At 42.5% G+C, this 25,701-nt stretch carries 44 protein-coding genes and 2 tRNA genes; all 46 read left to right on the plus strand.

What is annotated here, in order from left to right; all coding sequences use genetic code 11:
* Positions 1-18: 18 nt before the first annotated feature.
* Positions 19-429 (plus strand): 30S ribosomal protein S19, encoded by a 411-nt coding sequence (gene rpsS / locus DPC56_RS00855; protein ID WP_112093170.1) that lies wholly within the window; start codon positions 19-21, stop codon positions 427-429.
* 16 nt (positions 430-445) lie between these two features.
* Positions 446-907: a 50S ribosomal protein L22 gene (gene rplV / locus DPC56_RS00860; protein ID WP_112093171.1), complete on the plus strand. Its 462-nt coding sequence runs from the start codon at positions 446-448 to the stop codon at positions 905-907.
* 4 nt (positions 908-911) lie between these two features.
* Positions 912-1,631 (plus strand): 30S ribosomal protein S3, encoded by a 720-nt coding sequence (locus DPC56_RS00865; RefSeq protein WP_112093172.1) that lies wholly within the window; start codon positions 912-914, stop codon positions 1,629-1,631.
* 6 nt (positions 1,632-1,637) lie between these two features.
* Positions 1,638-1,832: a 50S ribosomal protein L29 gene (rpmC, locus tag DPC56_RS00870; RefSeq protein WP_112093173.1), complete on the plus strand. Its 195-nt coding sequence runs from the start codon at positions 1,638-1,640 to the stop codon at positions 1,830-1,832.
* Between the two features lie 12 nt (positions 1,833-1,844).
* The gene (gene yciH, locus DPC56_RS00875; protein WP_112093174.1) at positions 1,845-2,150 is read left to right on the plus strand and encodes a stress response translation initiation inhibitor YciH; all 306 of its coding nucleotides are present in this window, start codon (positions 1,845-1,847) and stop codon (positions 2,148-2,150) included.
* A complete protein-coding gene (gene rnp1, locus DPC56_RS00880; protein ID WP_112093175.1) occupies positions 2,147-2,428 on the plus strand; it encodes a ribonuclease P protein component 1 in 282 nt (93 codons plus the stop codon). Before yciH ends, rnp1 begins: the two co-directional genes overlap by 4 nt.
* A 13-nt stretch (positions 2,429-2,441) precedes the next feature.
* Complete coding sequence (locus tag DPC56_RS00885) at positions 2,442-2,762, plus strand: 30S ribosomal protein S17 (RefSeq protein WP_112093176.1); 321 nt, start codon at positions 2,442-2,444, stop codon at positions 2,760-2,762.
* A gap of 1 nt (position 2,763) precedes the next feature.
* Positions 2,764-3,162: a 50S ribosomal protein L14 gene (locus tag DPC56_RS00890; RefSeq protein WP_112093177.1), complete on the plus strand. Its 399-nt coding sequence runs from the start codon at positions 2,764-2,766 to the stop codon at positions 3,160-3,162.
* 12 nt (positions 3,163-3,174) lie between these two features.
* Positions 3,175-3,546, plus strand: coding sequence for a 50S ribosomal protein L24 (gene rplX / locus DPC56_RS00895; protein ID WP_112093178.1), 372 nt, complete (start codon positions 3,175-3,177; stop codon positions 3,544-3,546).
* 3 nt (positions 3,547-3,549) lie between these two features.
* A complete protein-coding gene (locus tag DPC56_RS00900; RefSeq protein ID WP_112093179.1) occupies positions 3,550-4,272 on the plus strand; it encodes a 30S ribosomal protein S4e in 723 nt (240 codons plus the stop codon).
* A gap of 4 nt (positions 4,273-4,276) precedes the next feature.
* Positions 4,277-4,786, plus strand: a complete 510-nt coding sequence (locus DPC56_RS00905; RefSeq protein WP_112093180.1) for a 50S ribosomal protein L5 — start codon at positions 4,277-4,279, stop codon at positions 4,784-4,786.
* A 6-nt stretch (positions 4,787-4,792) separates the two neighbouring features.
* On the plus strand, positions 4,793-4,936 hold the full coding sequence (locus DPC56_RS00910; protein ID WP_112093181.1) for a 30S ribosomal protein S14: 144 nt from the start codon (positions 4,793-4,795) through the stop codon (positions 4,934-4,936).
* Between the two features lie 17 nt (positions 4,937-4,953).
* Complete coding sequence (locus tag DPC56_RS00915; RefSeq protein WP_112093182.1) at positions 4,954-5,346, plus strand: 30S ribosomal protein S8; 393 nt, start codon at positions 4,954-4,956, stop codon at positions 5,344-5,346.
* A gap of 16 nt (positions 5,347-5,362) precedes the next feature.
* On the plus strand, positions 5,363-5,896 hold the full coding sequence (locus tag DPC56_RS00920; RefSeq protein WP_112093183.1) for a 50S ribosomal protein L6: 534 nt from the start codon (positions 5,363-5,365) through the stop codon (positions 5,894-5,896).
* A 4-nt stretch (positions 5,897-5,900) separates the two neighbouring features.
* A complete protein-coding gene (locus tag DPC56_RS00925; RefSeq protein ID WP_112093184.1) occupies positions 5,901-6,227 on the plus strand; it encodes a 50S ribosomal protein L32e in 327 nt (108 codons plus the stop codon).
* 39 nt (positions 6,228-6,266) lie between these two features.
* Positions 6,267-6,713, plus strand: coding sequence for a 50S ribosomal protein L19e (locus DPC56_RS00930; RefSeq protein ID WP_112093185.1), 447 nt, complete (start codon positions 6,267-6,269; stop codon positions 6,711-6,713).
* Between the two features lie 14 nt (positions 6,714-6,727).
* On the plus strand, positions 6,728-7,309 hold the full coding sequence (locus tag DPC56_RS00935; RefSeq protein WP_112093186.1) for a 50S ribosomal protein L18: 582 nt from the start codon (positions 6,728-6,730) through the stop codon (positions 7,307-7,309).
* Positions 7,306-7,950, plus strand: a complete 645-nt coding sequence (gene rpsE, locus DPC56_RS00940) for a 30S ribosomal protein S5 (protein ID WP_181454346.1) — start codon at positions 7,306-7,308, stop codon at positions 7,948-7,950. Before DPC56_RS00935 ends, rpsE begins: the two co-directional genes overlap by 4 nt.
* 13 nt (positions 7,951-7,963) lie before the next feature.
* Complete coding sequence (locus DPC56_RS00945; RefSeq protein WP_112093188.1) at positions 7,964-8,419, plus strand: 50S ribosomal protein L30; 456 nt, start codon at positions 7,964-7,966, stop codon at positions 8,417-8,419.
* A gap of 16 nt (positions 8,420-8,435) precedes the next feature.
* Positions 8,436-8,873, plus strand: coding sequence for an uL15 family ribosomal protein (locus tag DPC56_RS00950; protein WP_112093189.1), 438 nt, complete (start codon positions 8,436-8,438; stop codon positions 8,871-8,873).
* Positions 8,874-8,892: 19 nt separating this feature from the next.
* Positions 8,893-10,254 (plus strand): preprotein translocase subunit SecY, encoded by a 1,362-nt coding sequence (gene secY / locus DPC56_RS00955; protein WP_112093190.1) that lies wholly within the window; start codon positions 8,893-8,895, stop codon positions 10,252-10,254.
* Between the two features lie 27 nt (positions 10,255-10,281).
* Complete coding sequence (locus DPC56_RS00960) at positions 10,282-10,836, plus strand: adenylate kinase (protein WP_112093293.1); 555 nt, start codon at positions 10,282-10,284, stop codon at positions 10,834-10,836.
* Between the two features lie 11 nt (positions 10,837-10,847).
* The gene (locus DPC56_RS00965; RefSeq protein ID WP_112093191.1) at positions 10,848-11,411 is read left to right on the plus strand and encodes an EMC3/TMCO1 family protein; all 564 of its coding nucleotides are present in this window, start codon (positions 10,848-10,850) and stop codon (positions 11,409-11,411) included.
* Between the two features lie 13 nt (positions 11,412-11,424).
* Positions 11,425-11,691 (plus strand): 50S ribosomal protein L34e, encoded by a 267-nt coding sequence (locus DPC56_RS00970; protein WP_112093192.1) that lies wholly within the window; start codon positions 11,425-11,427, stop codon positions 11,689-11,691.
* Positions 11,688-12,209 carry a (d)CMP kinase gene (cmk, locus tag DPC56_RS00975; RefSeq protein WP_112093193.1) on the plus strand — a complete coding sequence of 174 codons (522 nt, stop codon included), beginning with the start codon at positions 11,688-11,690 and terminating at the stop codon, positions 12,207-12,209. Before DPC56_RS00970 ends, cmk begins: the two co-directional genes overlap by 4 nt.
* A complete protein-coding gene (locus DPC56_RS00980; RefSeq protein WP_112093194.1) occupies positions 12,206-12,430 on the plus strand; it encodes a 50S ribosomal protein L14e in 225 nt (74 codons plus the stop codon). The genes cmk and DPC56_RS00980 overlap by 4 nt, the downstream gene beginning before the upstream one ends.
* Before the next feature lie 17 nt (positions 12,431-12,447).
* A complete protein-coding gene (locus tag DPC56_RS00985; protein WP_112093195.1) occupies positions 12,448-13,416 on the plus strand; it encodes an RNA-guided pseudouridylation complex pseudouridine synthase subunit Cbf5 in 969 nt (322 codons plus the stop codon).
* A 60-nt stretch (positions 13,417-13,476) separates the two neighbouring features.
* A tRNA-Ser gene (locus tag DPC56_RS00990) sits at positions 13,477-13,561 on the plus strand.
* Between the two features lie 123 nt (positions 13,562-13,684).
* The gene (locus DPC56_RS00995) at positions 13,685-14,137 is read left to right on the plus strand and encodes a 30S ribosomal protein S13 (RefSeq protein ID WP_112093196.1); all 453 of its coding nucleotides are present in this window, start codon (positions 13,685-13,687) and stop codon (positions 14,135-14,137) included.
* Between the two features lie 15 nt (positions 14,138-14,152).
* On the plus strand, positions 14,153-14,671 hold the full coding sequence (locus DPC56_RS01000; protein ID WP_112093197.1) for a 30S ribosomal protein S4: 519 nt from the start codon (positions 14,153-14,155) through the stop codon (positions 14,669-14,671).
* Positions 14,672-14,683: 12 nt separating this feature from the next.
* Positions 14,684-15,085 (plus strand): 30S ribosomal protein S11, encoded by a 402-nt coding sequence (locus tag DPC56_RS01005; protein ID WP_112093198.1) that lies wholly within the window; start codon positions 14,684-14,686, stop codon positions 15,083-15,085.
* Position 15,086: 1 nt separating this feature from the next.
* Positions 15,087-15,872 carry a DNA-directed RNA polymerase subunit D gene (locus tag DPC56_RS01010; protein WP_112093199.1) on the plus strand — a complete coding sequence of 262 codons (786 nt, stop codon included), beginning with the start codon at positions 15,087-15,089 and terminating at the stop codon, positions 15,870-15,872.
* A 13-nt stretch (positions 15,873-15,885) separates the two neighbouring features.
* Positions 15,886-16,251, plus strand: coding sequence for a 50S ribosomal protein L18e (locus DPC56_RS01015; protein ID WP_112093200.1), 366 nt, complete (start codon positions 15,886-15,888; stop codon positions 16,249-16,251).
* Between the two features lie 13 nt (positions 16,252-16,264).
* Positions 16,265-16,687, plus strand: coding sequence for a 50S ribosomal protein L13 (locus tag DPC56_RS01020; protein ID WP_112093201.1), 423 nt, complete (start codon positions 16,265-16,267; stop codon positions 16,685-16,687).
* A gap of 24 nt (positions 16,688-16,711) precedes the next feature.
* Positions 16,712-17,116 (plus strand): 30S ribosomal protein S9, encoded by a 405-nt coding sequence (locus tag DPC56_RS01025; RefSeq protein ID WP_112093202.1) that lies wholly within the window; start codon positions 16,712-16,714, stop codon positions 17,114-17,116.
* Positions 17,117-17,160: 44 nt separating this feature from the next.
* Positions 17,161-17,328: a DNA-directed RNA polymerase subunit N gene (locus DPC56_RS01030; protein ID WP_112093203.1), complete on the plus strand. Its 168-nt coding sequence runs from the start codon at positions 17,161-17,163 to the stop codon at positions 17,326-17,328.
* 15 nt (positions 17,329-17,343) lie between these two features.
* Positions 17,344-17,443 (plus strand) — tRNA-Pro (locus tag DPC56_RS01035).
* Positions 17,444-17,489: 46 nt separating this feature from the next.
* Positions 17,490-17,657, plus strand: a complete 168-nt coding sequence (locus tag DPC56_RS01040) for a DNA-directed RNA polymerase subunit K (protein WP_112093204.1) — start codon at positions 17,490-17,492, stop codon at positions 17,655-17,657.
* 73 nt (positions 17,658-17,730) lie between these two features.
* Positions 17,731-18,984 (plus strand): phosphopyruvate hydratase, encoded by a 1,254-nt coding sequence (gene eno, locus DPC56_RS01045; protein WP_112093205.1) that lies wholly within the window; start codon positions 17,731-17,733, stop codon positions 18,982-18,984.
* A 5-nt stretch (positions 18,985-18,989) separates the two neighbouring features.
* Positions 18,990-19,586 (plus strand): 30S ribosomal protein S2, encoded by a 597-nt coding sequence (gene rpsB, locus DPC56_RS01050; protein ID WP_112093206.1) that lies wholly within the window; start codon positions 18,990-18,992, stop codon positions 19,584-19,586.
* Between the two features lie 9 nt (positions 19,587-19,595).
* The gene (gene amrB / locus DPC56_RS01055) at positions 19,596-20,429 is read left to right on the plus strand and encodes an AmmeMemoRadiSam system protein B (protein WP_112093207.1); all 834 of its coding nucleotides are present in this window, start codon (positions 19,596-19,598) and stop codon (positions 20,427-20,429) included.
* Positions 20,430-20,458: 29 nt separating this feature from the next.
* The gene (gene mvk / locus DPC56_RS01060; RefSeq protein WP_112093208.1) at positions 20,459-21,412 is read left to right on the plus strand and encodes a mevalonate kinase; all 954 of its coding nucleotides are present in this window, start codon (positions 20,459-20,461) and stop codon (positions 21,410-21,412) included.
* A 99-nt stretch (positions 21,413-21,511) separates the two neighbouring features.
* Positions 21,512-22,306: an isopentenyl phosphate kinase gene (locus tag DPC56_RS01065; RefSeq protein WP_112093294.1), complete on the plus strand. Its 795-nt coding sequence runs from the start codon at positions 21,512-21,514 to the stop codon at positions 22,304-22,306.
* On the plus strand, positions 22,306-23,361 hold the full coding sequence (gene fni, locus DPC56_RS01070) for a type 2 isopentenyl-diphosphate Delta-isomerase (protein WP_112093209.1): 1,056 nt from the start codon (positions 22,306-22,308) through the stop codon (positions 23,359-23,361). Before DPC56_RS01065 ends, fni begins: the two co-directional genes overlap by 1 nt.
* The gene (locus DPC56_RS01075; RefSeq protein ID WP_112093210.1) at positions 23,358-24,707 is read left to right on the plus strand and encodes an RNase J family beta-CASP ribonuclease; all 1,350 of its coding nucleotides are present in this window, start codon (positions 23,358-23,360) and stop codon (positions 24,705-24,707) included. The genes fni and DPC56_RS01075 overlap by 4 nt, the downstream gene beginning before the upstream one ends.
* A 10-nt stretch (positions 24,708-24,717) precedes the next feature.
* The gene (gene idsA, locus DPC56_RS01080; RefSeq protein WP_245923819.1) at positions 24,718-25,695 is read left to right on the plus strand and encodes a short chain isoprenyl diphosphate synthase IdsA; all 978 of its coding nucleotides are present in this window, start codon (positions 24,718-24,720) and stop codon (positions 25,693-25,695) included.
* Positions 25,696-25,701 lie beyond the last annotated feature (6 nt).

Raw genomic sequence — 25,701 nt, forward strand, 5'->3', positions numbered from 1 at the left:
AGTGTTGGAGGTGAGTTATTGGCACGTAGAGAATTCAGCTACAGAGGTTACCGATTAGACGAATTACAGAAAATGCCCCTAGATGACGTGATAAAACTATTCCCATCCAGACAAAGAAGATCCCTAAAAAGGGGATTCTTACCAAGACAAAAAAAATTATTGGAAAAGGTAAGAAAAGTTAAAAAAGAGGCGGAAAAGGGTGGAAAACAGCCCATTATAAGAACCCACTGCAGGGACATGATAATACTCCCAGAGATGGTGGGTTTAACCTTTGGAATACATAATGGGAAAGACTTCGTAGAAGTGAAAATCCAACCAGAGATGATAGGACATTACCTTGGAGAATTCGCACCAACAAGGAAAAAAGTTGAACACGGAGACCCAGGAATGGGCGCAACCAGATCATCCATGTTCGTTCCTCTGAAATAAAATGGGAGACAATAAAATGGCCAAGATCAAATACGCTTATAAAGTAGAAGATGAAGCCAAAATAGCGAAGGCAACCGGGTTCAGACTCCAAATCTCCCCAAAACATGCAGTAGAGATCTGCAGAGAACTCAAAGGCATGAAACTAGAAGAAGCCAAAGAATACCTCAAAGAAGTCATCCAAATGAAACGACCAGTACCATTCAAAAGATACAACAGGAAAGTAGGACACCGCAGAGGACTCAAAGGATGGGACAGTGGCAGATACCCAGTCAAAGCAGCCAAACACATACTAAAAGTCCTCGAGAATGCAGAGGCAAACGCAGAATACAAAGGATTAGACGCAGAGAACCTGAAAATAATCCACATATCAAGTCACAGGGGACAACCAATAAGAGGATGGATCCCAAGGGCATTCGGGAGAGCCACACCATTCAACAGGCCAACAACACACATCCAAGTAGTACTAGGGGAGGCTTAATCCAATGATCGAAAAAGACTTCGTCACAGAAGGCCTTAGAAGGACAAAAATCGACGAATACTTAGAAAAGGAACTTGAAAGAGCAGGTTATGGTGGTATGGACATACAAGTAACCCCACTAGGTACCATGGTAGTGGTCTATGCTGAAAGACCAGGAATGGTAATCGGACGAGGAGGTAAAACAGTCAGGGCCATAACCCAGAAACTCAAAAACAAGTTCAAACTAGAAAACCCCCAAGTAGAAGTTAAAGAAGTTGAAGTACCCGAATTAAACCCGAAGATAATGGCCCATAAGATCGCTGCCATGCTCCAGAGGGGCATGCACTTCAGGAGAGTGGCCTACACCGCCATGAGGAGGATAATGGCCGCCGGCGCCCAAGGAGTTGAGATAACAATCTCAGGGAAGATAAGGGGTGCCAGGGCAGCCATGGCCAAATTCACAGATGGTTATATTAAAAAGTGTGGCGAACCAGCCATAGAATTTGTCAAAGAAGGATTCGCCACAGTACAATTAAAACCCGGAGTACTTGGGGTCTACGTGCGTATAATGCCCCCAGATGCTAAACTACCCGATGACGTGGAGATTAAAACACCAAAAATTGAAGAAAAAGCCACAGAAGAAGAACCAGAGGAAGTAGAGGAAGAGTTGGAAGAACTAGAAGAGGAAGTAGAGGAAGAGTTAGAAGAACTAGAAGAGGAAGTGGAAGAAGCTAAAAAAGAGTGATTAAAAATGGCCATCCTAAAAAGTGATGAGATAAGGGAGATGGACACTGAAGAACTTTATAAAAAATTAGATGAACTGAAAGCAGAATATTCAAAATACCTATCTAAAAGCGCGGCTACAGGAGCCCCTGAAAGCCCTGGTAAAATGCGCGAACTTAGAAGGACGATAGCAAGAGTTCTCACGATAATGAAAGAAAAGTAGAAGGAGACATAAATGAAAATCTGCGAGGTATGCGGTCTTCCAAAGGAATTATGCGTTTGTGAAGAGATAGCGAGAGAAATACAGAGAGTAAAAGTGTACACAGTGAGAAGGAGATTCGGGAAGATCATGACAATAATCGAGGGCATCAACGAACAAGAAATAGACATAAAAGATCTCACAAAGACGCTAAAAGCCAAATGCGCATGTGGGGGAACAGCCAAAGAAGGTAGAATAGAATTACAAGGAGACCATAAAAAAAAGGTCAAAAAAGTTTTAGTCGAATTAGGCTTCTCCCCAGACACCATAGAGATAAGATGATAACACCAAGAAACGTATTTAGACATGAACTCATAGGCCTAAAAGTCAAAGTAGCAGAAAGCCCACACAAAGACTTCAAAGGTCTCAAGGGCAAAGTCATCGACGAAACAAAAAACACACTCAAAATAGAACTAAAAGATGGAAAAGAGATCATAATACCCAAGAACGTGGCAAAATTCCACTTCAAATTACCAGACGGCCAAGTAGTGGAAATAGACGGGCGAATAATAGTAGGCCGTCCAGAAGAACGGATAAAAAAGAAATTTAAAAAAATTTAATGGGTGATAGTAGATGATCGGCATCGACGTCCCAGAACCAAAATCAAAATGTAACGATCCTAATTGTCCATTCCATGGTAACCTAAAGGTTAGGGGCAGAATACTAGAAGGTATAGTAACTAGTGACAAGGCAGAAAGGACAGTTACGGTAGAAAGAAGCTACTACCAGTTCCTGCCAAAATATGAAAGATATGAGAAGAGAAGATCAAAGATCAAAGCCCACAAACCCGACTGCATCGACGTTAAAATTGGGGACACGGTAAAGATTGCAGAATGCAGACCCCTAAGCAAAACAAAAAGTTTCGTTGTAGTTGAAGTGAAGGGAGAGAAATAATATGAAGGCCATAGCAGCAAATGTCACCAGGGCACTGCCCGTAGGCGCGACACTACACTGCGCAGACAACACAGGAGCCCGAGAACTTGAAATAATAGCAGTTAAAGGTTACAAAGGTGTTCGAAGAAGGCTCCCAGCAGCTGGCGTAGGTGACATGATAGTGGTCTCAGTGAAAAAGGGTACCGCAGACATGCGAAGAGAAGTCCTAAACGCGGTCATAATAAGGCAAAAAAAAGAGTACAAAAGGCCAGACGGGCTAAGGGTCAAATTCGAGGATAACGCCGCTGTCATCGTAAACCCAGATGGGAGCCTGAAAGGTTCGGAGATAAGAGGGCCCGTAGCGAAAGAAGCGGCCACAAGATGGCCTAGCATAGGCAGCGCAGCCAGCATAATAGTATAATAGGTGATAATAATGGCTAGGAGAAGGCCAAGATCAAAACAGCCGAGGAAGCAGAGGAAATTCCTCCATAACGCGCCTTTACACATTCGTCACAAGATAATGAGCGCAACCTTGAGTAAAGAACTCCGAGAAGAATACAATAGAAGATCATTACCAGTAAGAAAAGGAGACAAAGTAGAAGTAATGCGTGGAGACTTCAAAGGACACCAAGGAAAAATAGAGAAAGTAGACCTCAAAAACTATAAGGTCTATGTGGAGGGTGCCACCATCCAAAAAGTAGATGGGACCACAGCATACTTCCCAATACACCCCTCCAACCTCCGGATAATAGAATTGAACCTAGAAGATGAAAAAAGAGTCAAAGCATTAGAACGGAAGGGATAAAAAATGGCTAAAATGGGATCAAGAAAACATCTTAAACGTTTCAAATCACCTAGACACTGGCCAATACCACCAAAGGAAAGTAAATGGACAGTTAAACCATCACCAGGACCGCATAGTATGGAGAACTCCCTACCATTACTTATAATAGTGAGAGATATCCTCAGGGTGGCTGACACTTCCAAAGAAGCCAAGAAGATAATAAACAGGGGAGAAATCTTCATAGATGGGCGTCCAAGGAAAGATTACAAGTTCCCAGTCGGTTTCATGGATGTTGTGGAAATACCAAAAACAGGCGAAACCTACAGGGTAGGACTCGGCGAAAAAGGCGCCCTAACACTCCAACCGATAAAAGAAGAGGATAAAAATTTCAAATTATGCAAAATCATCAAAAAAACAACACTAAAGGGTGGGAAGACACAACTCAACCTCCATGATGGACGCAACCATACAGTTGATGAAAACTTCAAAGTAGGGGATGTTATAAAACTCAAAATCCCACAACAGGAAATAATAGATTCAATAAGCTTCAAAGAGGGTAACCTTGGACTAGTTACCGGCGGTAAACACACAGGGGAAATAGGAACCATCAAAAAGATAACAATTACAAGATCATCAATGCCAAACACGGTAATCATAGAAACCCAAGATAAAAAAAGTTTCATGACACTTAAAGACTACGTATTCGTCATCGGAGAAAAAGAACCACTCATACAACTAGGAGGATAATGACATGAACCCCATGGAACAAGTGAGAATAGCAAAGGCAACCTTGAACATAGGCGTTGGAGAAGGAGGGGAAAGACTAGCAAGAGCAGAGAAACTACTAGAAACCATGACAGGACAAAAACCAGTTAAAACAATATCAAAGGTGACAAACCCAGAATTCGGCATAAGAAAAAAACAACCAATAGGCTGCAAAGTAACACTAAGGGGAGAAAAAGCCGAAGAAATAATCAGGAAATTCCTAGATGGCATCGGCAACAAACTCAAAGCAAGCCAATTCGACGACCAAGGAAACGTCTCAATGGGTATAGAAGAACACATAGACATGCCAGGGATGAAATACGATCCAGACATTGGAATATTCGGGATGGACCTTTCAATAACATTCGAAAAACCCGGATACAGGATAAGCAGGCGCAGAATACAGAAGAGGAAAGTTCCAAGAAAACATAGAGTAACACGAGAAGAAGCAATCAAATTCATGAAAGAAAAATTCAATGTCAAAATAATAGGGTGATAATCCATGCCAAGAAAATACGGGAAAGCATCAAGGAAATGTTCAAGATGTGGCGATCATTCAGCCATCGTAAGAAGATACGGGTTAATGTTATGCAGACAATGCTTCAGAGAACTCGCACCAAAAATAGGCTTCAAAAAATACAACTAAAAAGGAGAGCGAAGAAGATGACACTAATGGACCCACTCGCCAACGCACTGACAAACATCAGAAACAACGAACTTAGAGGAAACACCAAATGTATAATATCACCAGCCTCCAAACTTATCGGACAAGTACTAAGAACAATGCAAAAAGAAGGATACATAGGCGAATTCGAATACGTCGACGACGGCAGAGCCGGGAAATTCATAGTAGAATTAGAGGGTAACATAAACCACTGCGGAGTCATAAAACCAAGACACGCCGTCAAAAAAGACGAATTCGAAAAATTCGAAAAAAGATACTTGCCAGCCAGAGACTTCGGAATAATCATAGTCACAACACCCCAGGGCATAATGACCCACAAAGAAGCCAAAGAAAAAGGGATAGGCGGCAGACTACTAGCCTACGTCTACTAAAAAAAGGGTGATAATAATGGCCGTAGCAGCAATAATCCGGGAAGAAATCCCAATCCCAGACAATGTAGAGGTCACCATAAACGATAAAATAACAGTAAAGGGGCCTAAAGGGGAAGTATCCCGCGAATTCGACCAACACAACATAAAAATAGGTAAAGAAGATGACAAAATCATCCTAGAAGTTAAATTCCCACGTAAAAGGGACAAGGCCATGCTAGGAACAATCAAAGCCCACATAAACAATATGATAACAGGAGTAACCAGAGGATTCACCTACAAGATGAAAATAGTCTACGCACACTTCCCAATGACAGTCAAAGTCCAAGGAGACAAAGTCATAATCGAAAACTTCCTAGGTGAAAGACACCCCCGCAAAGCAAAAATCCTAGGAGACACCAAAGTACAAGTAAAAGGTGACGAAGTCCACATAACCGGAATAGACAAAGAACACGTTGGACAGACAATGGCAAACATAGAACAGGCTACAAAAATCAAAAGAAGAGACCCAAGAGTATTCCAGGATGGCATATACCTTGTAAGTAAAGGGTGATCCTATGAAAAAAAGATTCAAAAGACAAGAGTATGCAAGATACAAAAAATTGGGTGAAAAATGGAGAAAACCCAAGGGCAAAACCAGTAAAATGAGAAGATACGAAAAGGGAAAACCTGCAATGCCATCCATAGGATACAGGAAACCCAAAAGGGAAAGAGGATTACACCCTTCAGGTTACAAGGACGTGCTCATCAGGAACCTGGAGGAAATAGAATCACTAGACCCTGAAGGGGAGGCTGCCAGGATAGCATCCACAGTAGGAGCCAGGAAAAGGAAGCTAATCATAGAAAGGGCTAAAGAATTAGGCATTAAAATCCTGAACCCCTAAAAAGCCCCCCATAAAAAGTTTAAGGGAGGGAAACCCAACATGAATCTCACCACTCAAAAGAGACTAGCTGCAGAAATACTCAAAGTAGGAATAAACAGGGTATGGATAGACCCTGAAAGAGTTGACGAGGTTTCAACAGCAATAACTAGAGAAAGCATAAAACAACTAATAAAAGACGGGGCCATAAAACCCCGACCCAAAAGGGGTATAAGCAGTTACAGGTCTAAGAAGATAAAAGAGCAGAAAAAGAAGGGTAGAAGGAAAGGAAAAGGTAGTATAAAAGGGGCTAAAGGTGCTAGAAGACCCCGTAAGAGGGAGTGGATAAGCACCATAAGGGCCCTGAGGAAAGATCTTAAAAAAATGAGGGATAAAAGGCAGATAAACAAGACCACATATCGTAAACTTTACAAGATGGCTAAGGGCGGGGCTTTCAGGAGCAAATCCTATATGAAAACCTATGCCAGAGACCATGACATGCTAAGATAAGGAGGCGATGAGACTTGGCATACGGGCCCAGATACAGATTACCCTTCAGGAGACGTAGAGAAGGGAAAACAGACTACAAGGCAAGGTACAAGTTAGTAGATGCTGGTAAATTAAGATTCATTGTAAGAGTAACCAACTATCATGTTATAACCCAGATAGCCAAAGTTGGTAAAATAGGGGATGAAACACTCATTTCAGCCCACTCAAAACAATTACAAAAACTCGGATGGCTAGCCAACACCAATAACATAAGCGCAGCCTACCTAACAGGATACCTATGTGGCAAAAAAGCCCTAAAGGAGGGGATCACAGAGGCAGTCCTTGACATAGGCCTAAGACCACCAGTTAAGGGTTCGAGGATCTTCGCAGCCCTTAAAGGGGCTGTGGACGCGGGTTTAAAAGTGCCTCACAGTGAGTCCATCTTACCAGACGAATCAAGGATAAGAGGAGAACACATAGCAGAATATGCAAAATCATTAGACGAAACAGAGGCGAAAAAAAAGTTCTCCAAATACTTCGAAAGGGGACTTTCCCCAACAAGATTACCAGAGCACTTTGAAGAAATCAAAAAGAAGATAGATGAGGTAATATCATGAACTTTGACATCGAAGAATGGGAGCCCAAAACAAGCCTAGGACAAAGGGTGAAAGAAGGAGAAATCACAAGCATAGATGAAATATTCGAAGAAGGGCTCCCCATAATGGAATTAGAAATAATAGACGCACTACTCCCAGACCTTGAAGAAGAAGTCATAGACGTTAACCTAGTCCAGAGAATGCACAAATCAGGACGAAAAGTAAACTTCAGAGTCATAGTAGCAGTTGGAAACAAGGACGGCTACGTGGGACTAGGACAAGGAAAAGCAAGAGAAGTCGGACCAGCCATAAGAAAAGCAGTAGACGATGCCAAATTCAACATAATCAAGGTTAGAAGAGGATGTGGAGACTGGGGATGCGCATGCGGCAAAGAACACACCATACCATTCAAAGTCACAGGTAAAAGCGGAAGCGTCAGAGTCACCCTCCTACCAGCGCCAGGAGGAGTAGGACTCGCCATAGGAGACGTTGGAAAAACAATACTTAGACTCGCAGGGATAGAAGACATATGGTCCAGGACAAAAGGACAGACACAAACAACAATAAACTTTGCAAAGGCAACATTCAACGCCCTAAAACAACTAAGCAGGATAAAATCAACAGAAAAAGACCTCAAAAAACTTGGAGTCACCACAGCATAAAGGGTGATCTAGAATGTTCGCAGTCATAAGAGTGAGGGGCTCCGTGGGCGTGAGAAAAGACATCAAGGACACCCTCACAATGTTAAGATTACACCGGATCAACCACGCAGTACTAGTCCAGGAAACACCAGACTACAAAGGCATGCTACAAAAAGCAAAAGATTACATAACATGGGGAGAAATAAACAAGGAAACACTAGCATCAATGATACAAAAAAGGGGCAGATTACCAGGTAACAAAAAAATCACAAAAGAACACATAAAAGATAAAGGCTATCCAACATTCAAGGAACTCGCAGAAGCCATAATCAAAGGAGAAACCAAACTCGAAGACCTTGATATAAAACCAGTATTCAGACTCCACCCACCCAGAAAAGGTTATGAAAGCGTGAAAAAATCATTCAAAGAAGGTGGAAGCCTAGGCTACAGAGGAGATAAAATAAACGAACTAATACAACGAATGATATAAACCGGGGTATGATACAATGATCAGAAAAAGAAAAAAGATCACAAAAATGAGAGGCTCCAGGACAGTCGGAGGAGGATCATCAAAGAAGAGACGAGGAGCAGGCCACCGTGGAGGCAGAGGACAAGCAGGCGGACACAAACACCACTGGACATGGATAGTCAAATACGACCCAGAACACTTCGGCAAAAGAGGGTTTAAACGTCCAAGGAAACTCCTCAAAGACCCGAAGACAATAAACCTTGGAGAAATCCAAGAGAAACTACCAGAACTCATAAAGGAAGGAATAGCCAAAAAAGAAAAAAATATAATTATCCTAGACGTTACCAGCATAGGCTACGAGAAAGTCCTGGGCCGGGGTAAGATAACAGAACCATTACACCTTAAAGCCCATGAATTTTCAACTAAAGCAGAAAAGAAGATAGAAGAGGCTGGAGGAAAAACCGAAACAATATAATCCCGGGAGTTGAACCAATTTGAGGGAAAAACTAGACCCCATATTCTCAATAATACCCGAAGTAAAACGGCCTGAATACAGACAAGCATTCAAAGAAAAACTCAAATGGACCGGGATAATCCTAATATTATACTTTTTCCTCGGCCAGATACCCCTCTATGGTCTAAGCCCCGCTGCAGTGGACCAATTCGCCCAACTAAGGGCAGTTATCGCAGGAAACTTCGGTTCAATCCTAACATTAGGTATAGGGCCCATAGTCTCAGCATCAATCATACTACAATTGCTAGTAGGTGGAAAATTACTAAAATTGGATCTATCACGCCATGAGGACAAGGCATTCTTCCAAGGAACCCAAAAATTGCTAGCCATAATCTTCACAGTATTTGAAGCAGCCATACTAGTATTAACAGGGGCTCTCGCACCATTATCCCCAGCATTTACAGGTATACTAATATTACAGATGAGCATAGGCGGTATACTCATAATATTCCTAGATGAAGTTGTCTCTAAATGGGGTTTCGGCAGTGGAGTTGGACTATTCATAGCAGCAGGGGTATCCCAGGAGATAATGGTAGGAGCATTCAACCCCCTTCCCTCACCGGCACAACCAGGAGTGCCAGCTGGCAGAATACCAGGATTCTTATACTTGTTGGCAACTGGCCAATCCCCTGATCTACAATATTATATTATACCCATACTAGCCCTAATCTTTGTATTCCTAATTGTAGTCTATGCAGAGAGTATGAGGGTTGAAATACCCCTAACTATGGGTGGAGGTAAAAGCTGGGGGCGCGGTCCAATAGGCAAATACCCCCTCAGATTCGTATATGCTAGTAACATGCCAGTTATACTCACAAGCGCCCTACTATTAAACGTACAATTAATGGCCAACGTATTCCAAAAACTTGGACACCCAATACTCGGGGAGGTTTCAAGGGGACAGGCCATAAACGGCCTAGCATACCTCCTAACACCCCCAAGATCTATTGATATCATCTACCTAGATCCCTTGAAGGTTGTATTCTATGCTATAGTATTCATAGGATTCTCCATCTTATTTGCATGGTTGTGGATCGAGATAAGCGGCCTCGGACCTCGAGAGGTTGCCAAACAATTATACCAGATGGGCTTACAAGTTCCTGGTTTTAGAAGTACTAAGAGGCAATTTGAGAGAATACTAAAAAGGTATATACCCCCACTCACCATACTTGGAGGGGCTTTCGTAGGATTTCTAGCATTTATAGCTGACCTAACAGGGGCCCTAGGTGGGGGTACAGGTGTGCTTTTAACAGTAGGTATAGTTTACAGGTTATATGAGGAGATAGCCCAAGAACAACTTATGGACATGCATCCAATGCTCAGACGCTTCCTTGGAGAATAAAAAAAGGAATGATAGGATTTGATGGATATGAAGGTTGTTGTAGTTGCAGGAATACCAGGTTCTGGGAGTACAACAGTACTCAAACATGCACTAGAAGACCTAGATTATATAAACGTGAACTATGGGGATGTGATGCTTGAAATAGCCAAATCAGAGGGTCTGGTAGAGGACAGGGATCAGCTGAGGAAACTTTCACCAGAAAAACAGAAGAAGATACAAAAGGCGGCTGCGAAAAGTATAAGAGAAAGATCCAAGGAAACTAATATAATCGTTGACACCCACTGCACAATAAAAACACCAACTGGTTTTCTACCAGGACTACCACAATGGGTCCTAGAGGAACTACAACCAGACATGTTTGTACTTATCGAAGCAGACCCAGAAGAGATCTTCATGAGAAGAATCTCAGACGAGACAAGGACAAGAGACATAGAAATGCTCAAAGAAATAGACTTGCACCAACAGATGAACAGAGCAGCAGCAATAGCCTACGCCACACTAACAGGAGCAACAGTAAAAATAATCGAAAACCATAACAACAGACTAGAAAATGCAGTCCAAGAAATGAAAAATATACTATAAAGAGGAATAAAATGGTACTAGACCTAATATACAAGGGATTAGACATTATATTCGGCCCATTCCTAGCATTAGACCCTAATCCAAAGAATCCCATACTCACAATATTTATTATAGCCACCATAGTAGCTTTCATAATAACATTAGCAAACAAGCTACTCGTAGACCAGGAAAGGTTACAAAAACTTAGACGTGAAATGCAAGAATTCCAACAAGAGGTTATGGAGGCCAGGAAATCCAGTGATGTTAAAGCCCTCGAGGAACTACAAGAGAAGCAAATGGAGTTCATGGACAAGCAAAGGGAAATGATGACAATGTCATTCAAGCCCATGATAGTAACCTTCCTACCCATAATCCTAGTATTCTATTGGATGGCCCAACACCCTTATATTTCAAAGGCCACAATCATACTCCCACAGGTAGCATATTACGTGCTCCTCGTGCCAATATGGCACATGTTCTATAAGATGCCGGCTGGTTCACCAGCATATGCCATAGGATGGCTAGGCTGGTATATACTATGTTCATTTGCAATGTCCCAGCTATTCAGGAAATTCATGGGACTTAAAGGAATGTGATGGAGGAACACTCATGCCAGAATTAAGATACAGATCCAGATCATATAAGAGAACATTCAAGAGGACTCCAGGTGGCAGGACAGTCATACACTACAAGAGGAAGAAACCCTCAAAACATGTATGTGCAGGATGTGGTAAACCACTCCATGGAGTCCCACGTGGAAGACCATACCAGATAAGAAAATTATCAAAGTCAAAGAGAAGACCTAACAGACCCTATGGTGGTTATTACTGTTCAGAGTGTATGAGAAAAGTTTTTAAGGAAGAGGCAAGGTCATGATAATAACCATCAGCGGTCTCCCAGGCGCTGGTACAACAACAATTACAAGAATGCTCTCAACTAAACTAGGGATACCATTCATATCAGCAGGTGACGTTTTCAGGCAAATGGCAGCTGAAAGGGGGATGGACATCCTAGAATTCAGCAGATTAGCAGAAGAAGACCATGAAATAGACAAGGAGATAGATAAGAGACAAGCAGAGATAGCCAAGAGTAAGGAGAACCTAATAGTGGAAGGGAGACTCTCAGCCTATTTTGTCGAAGCTGATCTAAAAATACTCATAATAGCACCATTTAATGTCAGAGCATATAGGATAAGTAAAAGGGAATCAAAACCACTCAAGAAGGTCGAGAACGAGATAAAGAGGAGGGAAGAAAGCGAAGCCAAAAGATACAAGGAAATTCACGGGATCGACATAGAAGACTTGCAAGTCTATGACATAATACTAAACAGCGCCCATTTCAAACCCGAAGAAATCACAAACATAATAATAAAAATTATCGAGGTGATCAAATGACAGCAATAGAAGTGGGAAGAATATGCATCAAAACCGCAGGGAGAGAAGCAGGAGAAGAATGCGTAATATTAGATATAATCGATAAAAACTTCGTGGAAGTCGTGGGAGTCAACGTAAAAAATAGAAGATGCAACATAAAACATTTGGAGCCCACAGAAAAAAAGATAGAAATAAAATCAGACAACATAGAAGAGATTAAAAAACAACTCGAAAAACAATAGGATTACCGGGGCGCCCCATGGCAAAGTTCCTAATCAAAAGCAAAGCAGAAACAGACCCAGCATATGGTTGCCCACCAGATAAGAGGCCCATACAAGAACACATAAAAAAGGGGGTTATCAACCTTGATAAACCCCCAGGTCCCACTTCACATCAAGTAGACTCATGGATCCGCAGACTACTCAACGTGAAAAAAGTTGGACACGGAGGGACACTAGACCCCAAAGTCACTGGGATACTACCCATAGGCATTGAAAAGGCCACCAGGGTGCTCCAATTACTCCTAGAAGCCGATAAGGAATATGTTTGCATCATGAGACTGCACAAGCCCGTTAAAATGGCGGAACTTGAAAGGGTTTTCGAGGAATTCCAGGGCAAAATATTCCAGACACCCCCAATGAAAGCAGCCGTGAAACGCCAATTAAGAGTTAGGAGAATATACTATGCCAATATCCTAGAAGTAGACGGGAAGGATGTGCTATTTAGGATCGGATGCGAAGCCGGGACATATATAAGGAAATATTGCCATGACATTGGGGAAGCCCTTGGGACAGGAGCACACATGCTCGAATTAAGACGTACAAAAGTTGGACCATTCACCGAAGATAAGACCCTCATAACACTCCATGATCTAACCGACGCATACCACTTCTGGATAGAGGATGGTGAAGAAAAATTCTTGAGAAAATGCATACAACCAATGGAATTCGCAGTCAGACACCTCCCAAGGATAGTTATCAGGGACAGTGCAGTGGACGCAATATGCCATGGTGCAAACCTTGCAGTAAGTGGCATCATAGGATTAGATGATAACATAGAAAGGGGCGACACAGTAGTACTAATGACACTCAAGGACGAGCTCGTAGCTGCCGGTGAAAGCTTGTGCTCATCCCTCCAGATCCTAGATGCTGAAAAGGGTATTGTAGTAGACACCCAGAAAGTTTTTATGGAACGAGGAACATACCCTAGGGTATGGGGTAAAACTTAAATAGAATCTAAGGCCTATGATAATAGTATAAGATCCCCCTTGATTAATCTCATTATAGATGCCGGGATAGCCTAGCCAGGTAAGGCGCAAGATTGGAGATCTTGTGGAGCTCTGCTCCTCCTGGGTTCAAATCCCAGTCCCGGCGTCGATTTAACGCAAAAAAAGATCATAATCCCAAGTTTTACCCATTATCACTACTTCGGGAATAAGATTGACACCATATAGGGAGGCTTGTGGATTCATTCTCACACCCTCGGAGGTTAAACAGATGGAAGAAGAATTCAAACACATAGTACGTATAGCCAGAAAGGACTTAGATGGTAATAAGACAATAGAACATGCACTCACAGATATTAAAGGCGTTGGTAAGGCCTTCGCCAAGGCTATAGTAAGCGTCCTTGGATTTGACGGCCAGAAAAGGATAGGATATTTGTCAGAGGATGAGATAACAAGGTTAGAGGAAGCGCTTAAAAAGCCTGAAGAATATAATATCCCTGATTGGATGATGAATCGCCGCCAAGATTATGAAACAGGCGAAGACAAACACCTAATCGAGGCAGATCTTGAAATGAGCCTCAGAGAAGACTTGAACCGTCTGAAAAAGATAAGAAGCTACAGGGGTATAAGACACGAACTAGGCCTCCCAGTAAGGGGCCAGAGGACAAAATCAACCTTCAGAAAAGGACAATCTGTAGGTGTTAGAAGAAGGAAGAGAAAATAAAAGGGGAGATATAATATGGGACACCCAAGAAAACCCCGTAAAAAGTATGACACTCCACCCCATCCATGGAATGCTGAAAGAATAAAAGAAGAAAACAGACTACTCACAAAATACGGGTTAAAGAACAAAAAAGAGATATGGAAGGCCGAGACAATGATTAGAAGATATAGGAGGGATGCAAGGCATCTCCTAGGCCTCCCAGAAGAACAGACAAGAAATGAGAGGGAACAACTCCTAGGACACCTTAAAAGGATGGGTATACTATCAGATGATGCTAAACTAGAAGATGTTCTTAATTTAACAATCGAAGACGTGCTTAAACGCAGACTACAAACCATGGTATATGAAAAAGGACTTGCAAGAACAATAAGACAAGCAAGACAGATGATAGTACATGGACACATAGCCTTGGATGGTGGTAAAGTCAACGCCCCAGGCTACCTAGTAAAAAAAGGTGAAGAGGATAAGATAGGATTCTATCCATTATCACCAATGAAAGAACAGGTAGAATCCAAGGCTGAAGATACAGAATAGGGGGGCAGTAGAATGGCCAAGGCTAAAGGAAAAGAAAAATGGGGTATAGCCCACATCTACTCATCATTCAACAACACGATAATCACAATAACAGATATTACAGGGGCCGAGACCGTGACACAATGGTCTGGTGGAAGAGTTGTGAGGGCTGACAGACAAGAAGCTTCACCATTCGCTGCAATGGAAGCAGCCACCAGGGCAGCTGAGGACGCCAAAGAAAAAGGCATCACAGGATTACACATAAAGGTCAGGGCACCTGGAGGAAACGGGCCAAGGACGCCCGGACCCGGTGCACAGGCGGCTATAAGAGCCCTAGCCCGTGCAGGTTTAAAAATAGGTAAAATAGAGGATGTCACGCCAATACCACATGATGGTACAGGGAGACCTGGAGGCAGGAGAGGGAGAAGGGTCTAAAATGGATATAAACATGAAAGAAAAATCAGAGAATGAAATAACCCTTATTATAAAGGATGCTGACACATCATTTGTCAATGCTATAAGAAGAACCAGCATGACAGAAGTTCCCAAAATAGCAATAGAATACGTTAACATAATAAAAAATGACTCATCCATGTTCGATGAGATCGTAGCACACAGACTCGGTCTAATCCCGCTAAAATCGGATAAAGAAGCGATAAACGGTATCCTAATGCCAAGTGAATGCGACTGCGAAGACTACTGTCCAAGATGCAGCGTATCCCTAACATTAAAAAAGAAAGGCCCAGGAATCGTCTACTCAAAGGATCTAGTATCAGAAGATGAAAAAATAGTACCAGTATATGACACCATACCAATCCTAAAACTTAGAGAGGATGAAGAGATAGAATTAGAGGCCATAGCACAACTTGGCATTGGAATGGAACATGCCAAATGGAAGCCCACCACAGCATGCGCATACAAATACTATCCAATGATAACCATAGGAGAAGAATGCGAACAATGCTATGAATGCGTAAAAGCATGCCCCAAGGGGATCCTAGAAGAAGGACCCGAAAAACCCAAGGTAGTTAACATTGAAGATTGCACAATGTGTAAAACTTGTATGAGAGCATGTGACAGAGGAGCCATAAAAGTGGGATACAAAGAAGGATCATTCATCTTCAAAATAGAAACAGACGGTTCAATACCACCAGAAGAAGTCCTAAAAAGGGCATGTGACATCCTAATGGAAAAGGCAGACAACATAACAAAAGCAGTTTAAGGAGGATTATAAAGTGGCGAAAAAGATTACAAAGACAAACCCCAACCTCATCAAACTTATACGCACCCTTAAAAGGAAATCATCACAAGAAAATGTGGCAATATGGAAAGACATCGCCAAGAGATTGGAAAAACCCACAAGACAAATGGCAGAAGTTAACATATCAAGAATAAACAGGCACACAACCGAGAACGATACAATAATAGTCCCAGGTAAAGTACTGGGAACAGGCAGACTAGACCACAAGGTTAAAATAGCAGCATGGAAATTTTCAAAAACAGCAAAGGATAAAATAAGAGAGGCGAAAGGCCAACACCTCACAATAGAAGAAATATTAGAAGAAAACCCAAAAGGCTCCAATATAAAAATAATAGTATAAAGGGGTTACCATCATGATCATCAATGGCGAAGGACATATCCTAGGAAGACTCGCAAGTATTGTGAGCAAAAAATTACTCCAAGGCGAAAAAGTAGTAGTCCTCAACACAGACAAAATAATCATCACAGGATCAAAAGAATGGGCCCACAAAAAATACAAACAGAGAATAGATAGATCAAGCATATCAAACCCTAGAAGGATGGGCCCCAAGTATCCCAGGAGACCCGATGACATATTCAGGCGAACAGTAAGGGGAATGCTACCATACAAGAAGGCGAAGGGCAGAGAAGCCTTTAAACGCCTAAGAGCCTATGTAGGCGTTCCAAGAGAATACAAGGATGCGGAGTTAACCCAGATACCAGAAGCTAAAAGATCACCCATCCGCAAAGGAGTGAAATTAGGTGAAATATCAAGGCTACTAGGCGCCAAATTTTAAAAAGAAAGATTTGGAGTGGCTATAATGAAAAAGATAGTACATACAAGTGGAAAAAGGAAAACAGCCATTGCAAGGGCAACATTCTATGAGGGTAAAGGTAGAGTGAGGATCAACAAAACACCAGTAGAATTATACCAGCCCGAACTCGCCCGCCTCAAAATATTAGAACCCCTAAAATTAGCCGGTGAAGAAATCACAAAAAACATAGACATAAAAGTGAATGTAAGAGGCGGGGGTATCATGGGACAAGCAGAAGCCGCCAGGATGGCCATAGCAAGGGGCCTTATACAATGGACCAATGACATGGAACTTAAGGAAAAATTCTCACAATATGACCGTACCATGCTCGTCGGAGACCCAAGACGCTCAGAGCCCAAAAAATATGGTGGCAGAGGGGCTAGGGCTCGAAGACAAAAGAGCTATCGATAAACTTATATATTTTCCTAAAACTAATTAGATTAAAGGAGGAGAAGATGATCCCCATAAGATGTTTCAGTTGCGGAAAACCAATATCCGCATATTTTAATGAATACCATGAAAGAGTAAAAGATGGTGAAAGCCCAAAGGAAGTGCTCGATGATTTGGGATTAAAAAGATACTGTTGCAGGCGCATGTTAATTTCACATGTCGACACATGGTAGATCAAAGATTTGAGGGGGACCGTAGGGTAGCCTGGTCCATCCTCCCAGCCCGGGGATGGATAAAAAAAGATCCACTGGAACGCTGGAGACCCGAGTTCAAATCTCGGCGGTCCCATCAAAAAACCCCCCCATTCCACATATCTCATAGGAGGGAAAAATAGATGAGTAAAATGACCCGATTTGAAAAGGCCAGGTTGATAGGGGCGAGGGCTCTTCAACTGGCAATGGGGGCTAAACCATTAGTAGATATCCCAGAGAGCAAAGACCCCATTGACATAGCCACCCTCGAACTTAAAAAAAGCGTTATACCATTAGCTGTTAGAAAATAAAAAGAACTCTAAAAAAATCAACCACTATTTCTACCCATTTTTTAGAGTTTTTCCATGAAAAAGAGGTGTTCATGTGGAGACTGTTATTGAAGATGTTAGGGTAAGAAAAATATTAGACAGTAGGGGAAACCCTACAATAGAAGTAGATGTTATAACATGGAATGGTTTCGGACGTGCAGCAGCACCCAGCGGCGCCAGCACAGGAACCAGAGAAGTTGTAGCATTCCCAGAAGGCGGAGTCGACAAGGTAATAAGCGAACTAGAGGATGTCATATCATCTGAATTGATAGGAATGGACGCCGAATACCTTGAAGACATAGACCTCATACTAAAAGAGATAGACGGGACAGAAAACCTATCCAATATTGGTGGGAATACCACAGTGGCGGTTTCAATGGCAGCAGCCAAGGCAGCCGCATCATCATACAACCTACCATTGTATAAGTTCCTTGGGGGTAATTTCGCAACAAGCATACCATACCCACTAGGGAACATGATAAATGGGGGAGCACACGCCGGAAAACACGCCCCAGACATCCAAGAATTCCTAGTAATCCCAAAGGGTGCTGAAAGTATCCAAGAAGCCGTATTCGCAAACTCAAAGGTCCACGCAAGGATACGAGAACTAATACAAGCCAAAGACCCTGAATTCACAGGGGGTAAAGGCGACGAAGGAGGATGGGCCCCTAAAATATCCAATTATGAGGCCCTAGAAATACAAGCAAGAGCCTGTGAAGAAATAGGAGACGAAACAGGTGTCGAAATAAGACCATCACTCGATTTCGCAGCCACCGAACTCTGGAACTCCAAAGAAGAAAAATACATTTACAAGCAAGAAAACATAAAACGCGACACAGGCGAACAAATAGAATTCGTCAAAGAACTAATAAAAACCTATAAGATGTTCTTCATAGAAGATCCACTACACGAATCAGACTTCCAAGGATTCGCACAACTAACAAAAGAAATTGGCGACAAGTGCATAATTTGCGGAGACGACATCTTCGTAACAAACAGTGAAATACTCAAAAAAGGAATCGAAATAGGCGCCGCAAACGCCATAATCATAAAACCAAACCAGATAGGCACGCTAACAGACACATACAAAACAGTAAAACTAGCAAAAGAAAACAATTACATCCCCGTAGTGTCTCACAGATCAGGAGAAACAACAGACGAAACCATAGCACACCTAGCAGTAGCATTCTCAGCCCCAATAATAAAAACCGGGGCCATAGGCGGTGAAAGAATAGCCAAACTAAACGAACTCATAAGAATCCAAGAAGAAATACCCTACGCTAGGATGGCGAAACTACCAGAGAGGTGATATACTTGGCAGAACTCCTAATCCCATTGGACAAATACCTAGCAGCAGGCCTACATATCGGCACACAACAAAAAACAGTCGACATGGAAAAATACATTTACCGTGTAAGATCAGACGGCCTATACGTATTAGATATTAGGAAAACAAATGACAGGATCATAGCAGCCGCAAAATTCTTGGCAAAATACGAACCAGATGACATACTCGCAGTATCAACAAGACAATACGGGCAAAAACCCGTGAAAAAGTTCGGGGAAATAACCGGGGCGAAAACAATCCCAGGCAGATTCATCCCAGGGACTTTAACAAACCCGAACTTCCCAAAATTCATAGAACCCAAGGTACTCGTCGCAACAGACCCAAGAGCAGACTCACAAGCCATAATAGAAGCAAAACAAGTGAACATACCAGTAGTCGCCCTATGCGATACCGAAAACTTACTAGGGAACGTGGACATTGCCATACCAGTGAACAACAAAGGTAGAAAAGCCCTAGCATTAGTCTACTGGCTGCTCACAAGACAATTCCTCAGAGAAAAAGGCATACTAAAAGAAGACGAGGACCTTGATGTTCCCCCAACAGAATTCGAAGTAAAGATATGATGTGATCTTATGAAAAGAAACCCTGCAGTAGCAGGAACATTTTATGAAGCCGAAGAAAGCGCCCTAAGAAAAAGGATAGAATGGTGCTTCCACCATAAACTAGGCCCGGGAAAAATACCAAAAATAGGGGATAAAAGGAGACTAAAAGCTGTCATAGCACCCCATGCAGGTTACATGTATTCAGGGCCAGTGGCAGCCCACACCTACCATGAGGTTGCAGCCGATGGCTTCCCTGAAACCTTCATAATATTATGTCCAAACCATACAGGTATGGGCTCAGGCATATCCATGATGTCAAAAGGGGAATGGATAACACCACTAGGCCCTGTTAAAATCGATGAAAACCTTGCACAGGAACTCCTAGAAGCCTCTGGGATAATAGATATGGACGAATCAGCTCACATAGGGGAGCATAGTTGCGAAGTCCACCTACCATTCCTACAATATTTCAATCAAAACTTTAAGATAGTACCCATTTGCATGTGGATGCAAGACCTTGAAACAGCAAAAGAAATAGGAAATGCGATAACAGATGCAAGTTCTGGAAAGGATGTTCTGATCATAGCAAGTACAGATTTCACACACTATGAACCAGCCGAGGCCGCATACAAGAAAGACCAGAAAGTCCTTGAAGCCATATTAGCATTAGATGAGGATAGGATGTATGAACGGATTTACCAGTACAATGTTAGCATGTGTGGTTATGGTCCAGTAGCGGCTTCCATCATCGCAGCCAAGGGACTTGGAGCTACCCGGGGCAAACTCCTAAAATACGCAACCAGTGGTGATATAACAGGTGACAGCTCATCAGTTGTGGGATACGCATCAGTCATCCTCGAATAACCCAAGGGGACAACCTTCCGGTGGTTCTAATGGATTCAATGGCCTCTGCACCGGGTAAAGCCATCCTATTCGGGGAACATGCCGTAGTTTATGATAAACCAGCCATAGCACTCGCAATAAACAAGAGAGCCACCATAACCATCAAAGAATCCCATAAAGATTATACTAGTATAAAATCTGATAATATCGGCCTCGAAGCCATAATCAGCCCAGAAACCGGATTAAAATTAAAGAAGGGCGAAATAGGCATCCTAAATTATATCCTCAAGGCTCTGGAGTTTTATCATGATTCCAAGCCCATCAAAATAAAACTTGAAATCGAAATACCCATAGGGGCTGGTTTAGGCTCATCAGCCGCAGTTACAGTCGCCACAATAGCAGCACTCGACAAATACCACAAAAGAAAAACCACACTACCTTCAATCGCCAAAAGAGCCCACAAGGTCGAATTAGAAGTTCAAGGTGCTGCAAGTCCACTAGACACATCCATATCAACACACGGAGGCCTAATATACCTCAACGAGGAGAAAAAAATAGACCAAATCAAAGGAGACCTTAAAGACTCCCTAGTTATAGGATACACCCAATCAGAAGATACTGCCAAGATGGTTAAACTCGTGAAAGAACGGATGGAACGCCACCCTACCATTATAAACCATATCATGGACGCCATAGCACACACCACAAAAAAGGCAAAAAAAGCACTGGAAACCAATGATAAAGAATGCCTTGGAGAACTAATGAACATAAACCAGGGCCTATTAGACGCGATAGGTGTCAACACCCGCAGCCTATCAGATATGATATACACTAGTAGAGAAGCAGGGGCACTAGGCTCCAAAATAACAGGAGCAGGCGGCGGCGGGAGTATAATAGCATACTCACCCAATAGGACAAGAAAAATCATAGAAACCCTAAAAAGAAAAGGATATAATGCCATGAAAGCAGACCCTTCAAAAAAGGGAGTGATCATAGAACACTAAATTTAACTTAGAACACCACTTAGAGTGGGCCCAATCTCCCATATAGTCCATCACTAGGTGTTTTTTCCAAACATGCTAAGAAGGGGGCAGGTGTGCGAATTGATCATATTAAAATTGGGTGGAAGCGTCATAACAAAAAAAGAGGCCCCAGAACCCACCTTAGACCATGAAAACCTTAAAAGGATTGCCGGGGAGATATCGGATTCCCTACCATCTTCTCTTATAATAGTCCATGGTGCAGGATCCTTCGGCCACCCCCTGGCGAAAAAGTATAGGATCGGAGCCCCAACAAGCCTTGAAGAATTGCAGAGGAAGATGATGGGATTCTCAATAATACAAAGATGGGTTAAAATTTTAAATATTCATGTATGCGACGCATTAAGGAAGGAGGATATCCCAGTTGTTTCAATACAACCATCATCTTTCATATTAGCATATAATGGGAGGATAAAACATGCAGATCCTAGGATAATAATCTCATACCTTGAAAGGGGCTTCATACCAGTAACCTATGGTGATGTAGTGCTCGATACAGACGAAAACTTGAAAATGTCTGTACTTTCAGGCGACCAGATCATAAAATACCTCGGGGAAACACTAAAACCTGAAAAGGTTATACTTGGAACAGACGTCGATGGAGTATTCGACAAAGACCCTAAAAAGTATCCAGACGCCAAACTTTTAGAACGGATAAAATCTCTTAAGGATATTAAATATCAGCCAGGAAAATCAGAGGACGTTACAGGGGCCATGCTGGGAAAGATAAAAGAACTCTTACTATTGGCTGAGAAAGGGGTGAATTCGGAGATAATTAATGCAAAGAAACCAGGGAATATTAAAAAGGCCCTTTTAGGCCAAAAGCTTAAAAAGACAATTATAGATGGGGATATATGATGATTTCAGATAGAAAATTGGAACACATACTTTTATGCACACATTATGATGTAGAATACAGAAAGGATACAGGATTCAAGGATGTTGAACTTGTACACCGCGCATTAACCCAAGTTAATTCTGAAGAGATCGACTTGAGCATAAAACTATTCGGGAAAGAATTAAAATCACCCATAATGATAACAGCTATAACAGGAGGTCATCCCGCGGCCTTTAATATAAATAGGGCGCTTGCAAAGGCGGCTGAAAAATTGGGTATAGGATTAGGGGTTGGAAGCCAAAGAGCGGGTATAGAAGATCCCTCACTCAAGGCCACTTATACTATTGCTAGGGAAGAGGCACCATCAACATTATTAATAGGGAATATCGGAGCGCCCCAAGTAGAATATGCAGAGGCTGCAGTCGAGATGATAGATGCAGACGCCCTGGCAATCCACTTAAACCCCCTACAGGAGTCCATACAACCAGGAGGTGACATAAACTCCAGTGGATTGGTAGACTCCATCAAAGGGATAGTGGAGAATATAAAAGTGCCAGTAATCGTAAAAGAAACAGGTGCTGGTATATGTGCAGAGGATGCCCTTAAATTAGAAGAGATAGGTGTGGCGGCCATAGACATTGCAGGGGCTGGAGGGACTAGCTGGGCTGCTGTTGAAACATACAGGGCCGAAGAAAAGCATCTTGGGAGATTATACTGGGATTGGGGCATACCAACAGCTGTGAGCACAGTGGAGGTTGCGGAGACGGTTAAAATACCAGTGATAGCATCAGGAGGGATAAGAAGTGGATTAGACGCTGCTAAGGCCATAGCATTAGGGGCTGACGCTGTTGGGATAGCCTTACCAGTACTTAAGGAAGCTCAGAGGGGCTACAGGGAAGTTATCAGTGTAATAAGGAGGTTCAATGAGTCCCTGAAAGTGGCAATGTACCTAGTGGGCGCTCAGAACATAGAAGAACTTAAAAAAGCCCCAATCGTGATAAAAGGCGAAACAAGAACATGGTTACATGAAAGGGGCTTTAACACGTCAAAATATGCAAGGAGGCAACGACAGTGACCGTTGAGATCATCGCCATCGGAGGCTACGAAGAAGTGGGAAAAAACATGTCAGCAGTCAAAATAAACGACGACGTAGTAATATTCGACATGGGAATACACCTTGACAGGGTACATGTACATGAAGATACCGACATTGCAAGGATGCACAGCCTAGACCTCATCGAAAGGGGTGTCATACCAGATGACACGCTCATGAGAGAAGTTAACGGGAAAGTAAGGGCAATAGTATTTACACACGGCCACTTAGACCACATCGGAGGGGTGGCGAAACTAGCCCACCGCTACAATGCACCTATAATAGGAACACCCTACACTATAGCGCTAATAGAACGCATAATAAAATCAGAGAGAAAATTCAACGTACCCAATAGGTTAGAGGTTCTAAATGCTGGTGAAAAATGTCAACTATCACCTGAGATGACACTAGAATTTATAAATGTTACACATAGCATACCCCAGTCAGTCATAGCAGCCCTACACACACCAGAGGGTATAATAGTATATGGTCTAGATTTCAAATTCGACGACCACCAGATAATATCACCACCCCCAGATTACCATCGCCTAAAGGAACTAGGACGTAAAGGAGTGCTGGCATTAATAGTGGAAACTACGAGAGTAGCTGACTCAGAGGAGGTTAAAACACCATCTGAGAAGGTTGCGAGGATACTACTCGAGGATATAATGAAAAGACCACTCGAAGAAAAATCCGCCATGATAGTAACCACATTTTCATCACACATCGAGCGTATACAAGCCATAAGTGACATAGCAAAAAAAAGCAACCGGCAAATACTTCTACTTGGAAGGTCAATGGAAAGATATTGCAGTCTAGCAGAATCCATGGGAATCCTGAAATTACCAGAAAATGCGAGCATATTCGGAAGTCCCAAATCAGTTAACAGGGCCCTCGCAAGGGCCGAGGCCAAAAGAGAAGATTATCTGCTCGTGACAACAGGACACCAGGGCGAACCAGACGCTCTGCTGCCTAGGATAGCCAATGGTAAAACGCAATTTAATGTAAAGCAAGGAGACAACATCATCATATCTGCGCCTGTCATACCCAATCCAATGAATATAGCAAACCGCAACCTCATGGAGAAAAGACTCACATCAAATGGGGCTAGGATCTATACAAATGCTCACGTATCAGGGCATGCTGGTAAAGAGGATCACAGGGACTTCCTTAGGATGCTCAACCCAGTCCATGTAATCCCAGCCCACGGGGACATTTACATGTTATCAGCATACGCTGAACTCGCAGAAGAAGAAGGTTACAGGTTAGGTAACGACATCCACATATTAAGGAATGGACAAGCCCAAGTCTTCAATGGAGGGATCTGATTTGGATTTAATGGAAACACTTGGAGAATACTCCAAGCTCATAAACCCAAGACTAGAGGAAATATTAGCTGATATAACACCAAGGAGCCTATATGAGGCGTCAATGCACCTTATAAGTGCCGGGGGTAAAAAGATCAGGCCAACATTAGCCCTCCTCAGTTGCCAGGCAGTAGGTGGTGAAATGGAGGATGCTATGAATGTTGCAACAGCTATCGAGCTAATACACACATTCTCATTAATACATGATGATATCATGGACAAAGACGAAATGAGAAGAGGCCAACCATCAGTTCACGTACTCTGGGGAGAATCCATGGCAATACTCGCAGGTGACATACTATTCTCCAAGGCCTTCGAAAGCACATTAAAGACTAGAATCGATGAAACTTCATACAAGCGTGTTAAGAATGCAATATCAATCATCATAGATTCCTGCGTGAAAATATGTGAAGGACAAGCACTAGACATAAGCTTTGAAGAAAACTTCAACATCAAAGAAGAAGAATACCTTGAGATGATCTACAAAAAGACAGCAGCACTCATATCAGCCGCTACAAGATCAGGGGCTATAATGGGTGGGGGCACACACGAGGAAATCGAAGCACTGGGAGAATATGGGAAACTAATAGGATTAGCATTCCAAATCCATGACGACTACCTAGACATAGCAGGTGACGAAAAAACCTTGGGAAAACCAATAGGAAGCGACATAGCAGAAGGAAAAATGACAATACTCACAGTTAAAACCCTGGAAAAGGCTTCAGAACAGGACAGGGAAAAACTGATAAGAATATTAGAAGCCAAAAGCCAAGAAGGCGTCAACGAAGCCATAGAAATCTTCAAAAAATATGAAACAATAGAATATGCCCACAGACTAGCCAAAGAATACACCAAAAGAGCTAAAGAAAAACTCAAAGTACTAGAAGAATCACAAGCGAAAAAACTCCTACAAGAAATAGCAGACTTCATAATCGAAAGAAAACATTAGGGGAAA

Source organism: Methanothermobacter tenebrarum (assembly GCF_003264935.1).
Lineage (GTDB): Archaea > Methanobacteriota > Methanobacteria > Methanobacteriales > DSM-23052 > Methanothermobacter_A > Methanothermobacter_A tenebrarum_A.

What these genes read in the sequence shown, in the direction of transcription:
- DPC56_RS00925 (WP_112093184.1), top strand. Translation starts at nt 5,901, where the DNA reads ATGAAAAAAAGATTCAAAAGACAAGAGTATGCAAGATACAAAAAATTG.
- yciH (WP_112093174.1), top strand. Translation starts at nt 1,845, where the DNA reads ATGAAAATCTGCGAGGTATGCGGTCTTCCAAAGGAATTATGCGTTTGT.
- DPC56_RS00985 (WP_112093195.1), top strand. Translation starts at nt 12,448, where the DNA reads ATGGCAAAGTTCCTAATCAAAAGCAAAGCAGAAACAGACCCAGCATAT.
- DPC56_RS00865 (WP_112093172.1), top strand. Translation starts at nt 912, where the DNA reads ATGATCGAAAAAGACTTCGTCACAGAAGGCCTTAGAAGGACAAAAATC.
- rnp1 (WP_112093175.1), top strand. Translation starts at nt 2,147, where the DNA reads ATGATAACACCAAGAAACGTATTTAGACATGAACTCATAGGCCTAAAA.
- DPC56_RS00950 (WP_112093189.1), top strand. Translation starts at nt 8,436, where the DNA reads ATGATCAGAAAAAGAAAAAAGATCACAAAAATGAGAGGCTCCAGGACA.
- DPC56_RS01040 (WP_112093204.1), top strand. Translation starts at nt 17,490, where the DNA reads ATGAGTAAAATGACCCGATTTGAAAAGGCCAGGTTGATAGGGGCGAGG.
- DPC56_RS00965 (WP_112093191.1), top strand. Translation starts at nt 10,848, where the DNA reads ATGGTACTAGACCTAATATACAAGGGATTAGACATTATATTCGGCCCA.
- DPC56_RS01005 (WP_112093198.1), top strand. Translation starts at nt 14,684, where the DNA reads ATGGCCAAGGCTAAAGGAAAAGAAAAATGGGGTATAGCCCACATCTAC.
- cmk (WP_112093193.1), top strand. Translation starts at nt 11,688, where the DNA reads ATGATAATAACCATCAGCGGTCTCCCAGGCGCTGGTACAACAACAATT.
- idsA (WP_245923819.1), top strand. Translation starts at nt 24,718, where the DNA reads ATGGAAACACTTGGAGAATACTCCAAGCTCATAAACCCAAGACTAGAG.
- DPC56_RS00980 (WP_112093194.1), top strand. Translation starts at nt 12,206, where the DNA reads ATGACAGCAATAGAAGTGGGAAGAATATGCATCAAAACCGCAGGGAGA.
- fni (WP_112093209.1), top strand. Translation starts at nt 22,306, where the DNA reads ATGATTTCAGATAGAAAATTGGAACACATACTTTTATGCACACATTAT.
- mvk (WP_112093208.1), top strand. Translation starts at nt 20,459, where the DNA reads ATGGATTCAATGGCCTCTGCACCGGGTAAAGCCATCCTATTCGGGGAA.
- DPC56_RS01000 (WP_112093197.1), top strand. Translation starts at nt 14,153, where the DNA reads ATGGGACACCCAAGAAAACCCCGTAAAAAGTATGACACTCCACCCCAT.
- rplV (WP_112093171.1), top strand. Translation starts at nt 446, where the DNA reads ATGGCCAAGATCAAATACGCTTATAAAGTAGAAGATGAAGCCAAAATA.
- DPC56_RS00960 (WP_112093293.1), top strand. Translation starts at nt 10,282, where the DNA reads ATGAAGGTTGTTGTAGTTGCAGGAATACCAGGTTCTGGGAGTACAACA.
- DPC56_RS00900 (WP_112093179.1), top strand. Translation starts at nt 3,550, where the DNA reads ATGGCTAAAATGGGATCAAGAAAACATCTTAAACGTTTCAAATCACCT.
- DPC56_RS00970 (WP_112093192.1), top strand. Translation starts at nt 11,425, where the DNA reads ATGCCAGAATTAAGATACAGATCCAGATCATATAAGAGAACATTCAAG.
- rpmC (WP_112093173.1), top strand. Translation starts at nt 1,638, where the DNA reads ATGGCCATCCTAAAAAGTGATGAGATAAGGGAGATGGACACTGAAGAA.
- DPC56_RS00930 (WP_112093185.1), top strand. Translation starts at nt 6,267, where the DNA reads ATGAATCTCACCACTCAAAAGAGACTAGCTGCAGAAATACTCAAAGTA.
- DPC56_RS01025 (WP_112093202.1), top strand. Translation starts at nt 16,712, where the DNA reads ATGAAAAAGATAGTACATACAAGTGGAAAAAGGAAAACAGCCATTGCA.
- DPC56_RS01010 (WP_112093199.1), top strand. Translation starts at nt 15,087, where the DNA reads ATGGATATAAACATGAAAGAAAAATCAGAGAATGAAATAACCCTTATT.
- DPC56_RS00910 (WP_112093181.1), top strand. Translation starts at nt 4,793, where the DNA reads ATGCCAAGAAAATACGGGAAAGCATCAAGGAAATGTTCAAGATGTGGC.
- rpsE (WP_181454346.1), top strand. Translation starts at nt 7,306, where the DNA reads ATGAACTTTGACATCGAAGAATGGGAGCCCAAAACAAGCCTAGGACAA.
- DPC56_RS00885 (WP_112093176.1), top strand. Translation starts at nt 2,442, where the DNA reads ATGATCGGCATCGACGTCCCAGAACCAAAATCAAAATGTAACGATCCT.
- DPC56_RS01030 (WP_112093203.1), top strand. Translation starts at nt 17,161, where the DNA reads ATGATCCCCATAAGATGTTTCAGTTGCGGAAAACCAATATCCGCATAT.
- DPC56_RS01020 (WP_112093201.1), top strand. Translation starts at nt 16,265, where the DNA reads ATGATCATCAATGGCGAAGGACATATCCTAGGAAGACTCGCAAGTATT.
- DPC56_RS00920 (WP_112093183.1), top strand. Translation starts at nt 5,363, where the DNA reads ATGGCCGTAGCAGCAATAATCCGGGAAGAAATCCCAATCCCAGACAAT.
- rplX (WP_112093178.1), top strand. Translation starts at nt 3,175, where the DNA reads ATGGCTAGGAGAAGGCCAAGATCAAAACAGCCGAGGAAGCAGAGGAAA.
- DPC56_RS00945 (WP_112093188.1), top strand. Translation starts at nt 7,964, where the DNA reads ATGTTCGCAGTCATAAGAGTGAGGGGCTCCGTGGGCGTGAGAAAAGAC.
- DPC56_RS00890 (WP_112093177.1), top strand. Translation starts at nt 2,764, where the DNA reads ATGAAGGCCATAGCAGCAAATGTCACCAGGGCACTGCCCGTAGGCGCG.
- DPC56_RS00915 (WP_112093182.1), top strand. Translation starts at nt 4,954, where the DNA reads ATGACACTAATGGACCCACTCGCCAACGCACTGACAAACATCAGAAAC.
- DPC56_RS00995 (WP_112093196.1), top strand. Translation starts at nt 13,685, where the DNA reads ATGGAAGAAGAATTCAAACACATAGTACGTATAGCCAGAAAGGACTTA.
- amrB (WP_112093207.1), top strand. Translation starts at nt 19,596, where the DNA reads ATGAAAAGAAACCCTGCAGTAGCAGGAACATTTTATGAAGCCGAAGAA.
- DPC56_RS00905 (WP_112093180.1), top strand. Translation starts at nt 4,277, where the DNA reads ATGAACCCCATGGAACAAGTGAGAATAGCAAAGGCAACCTTGAACATA.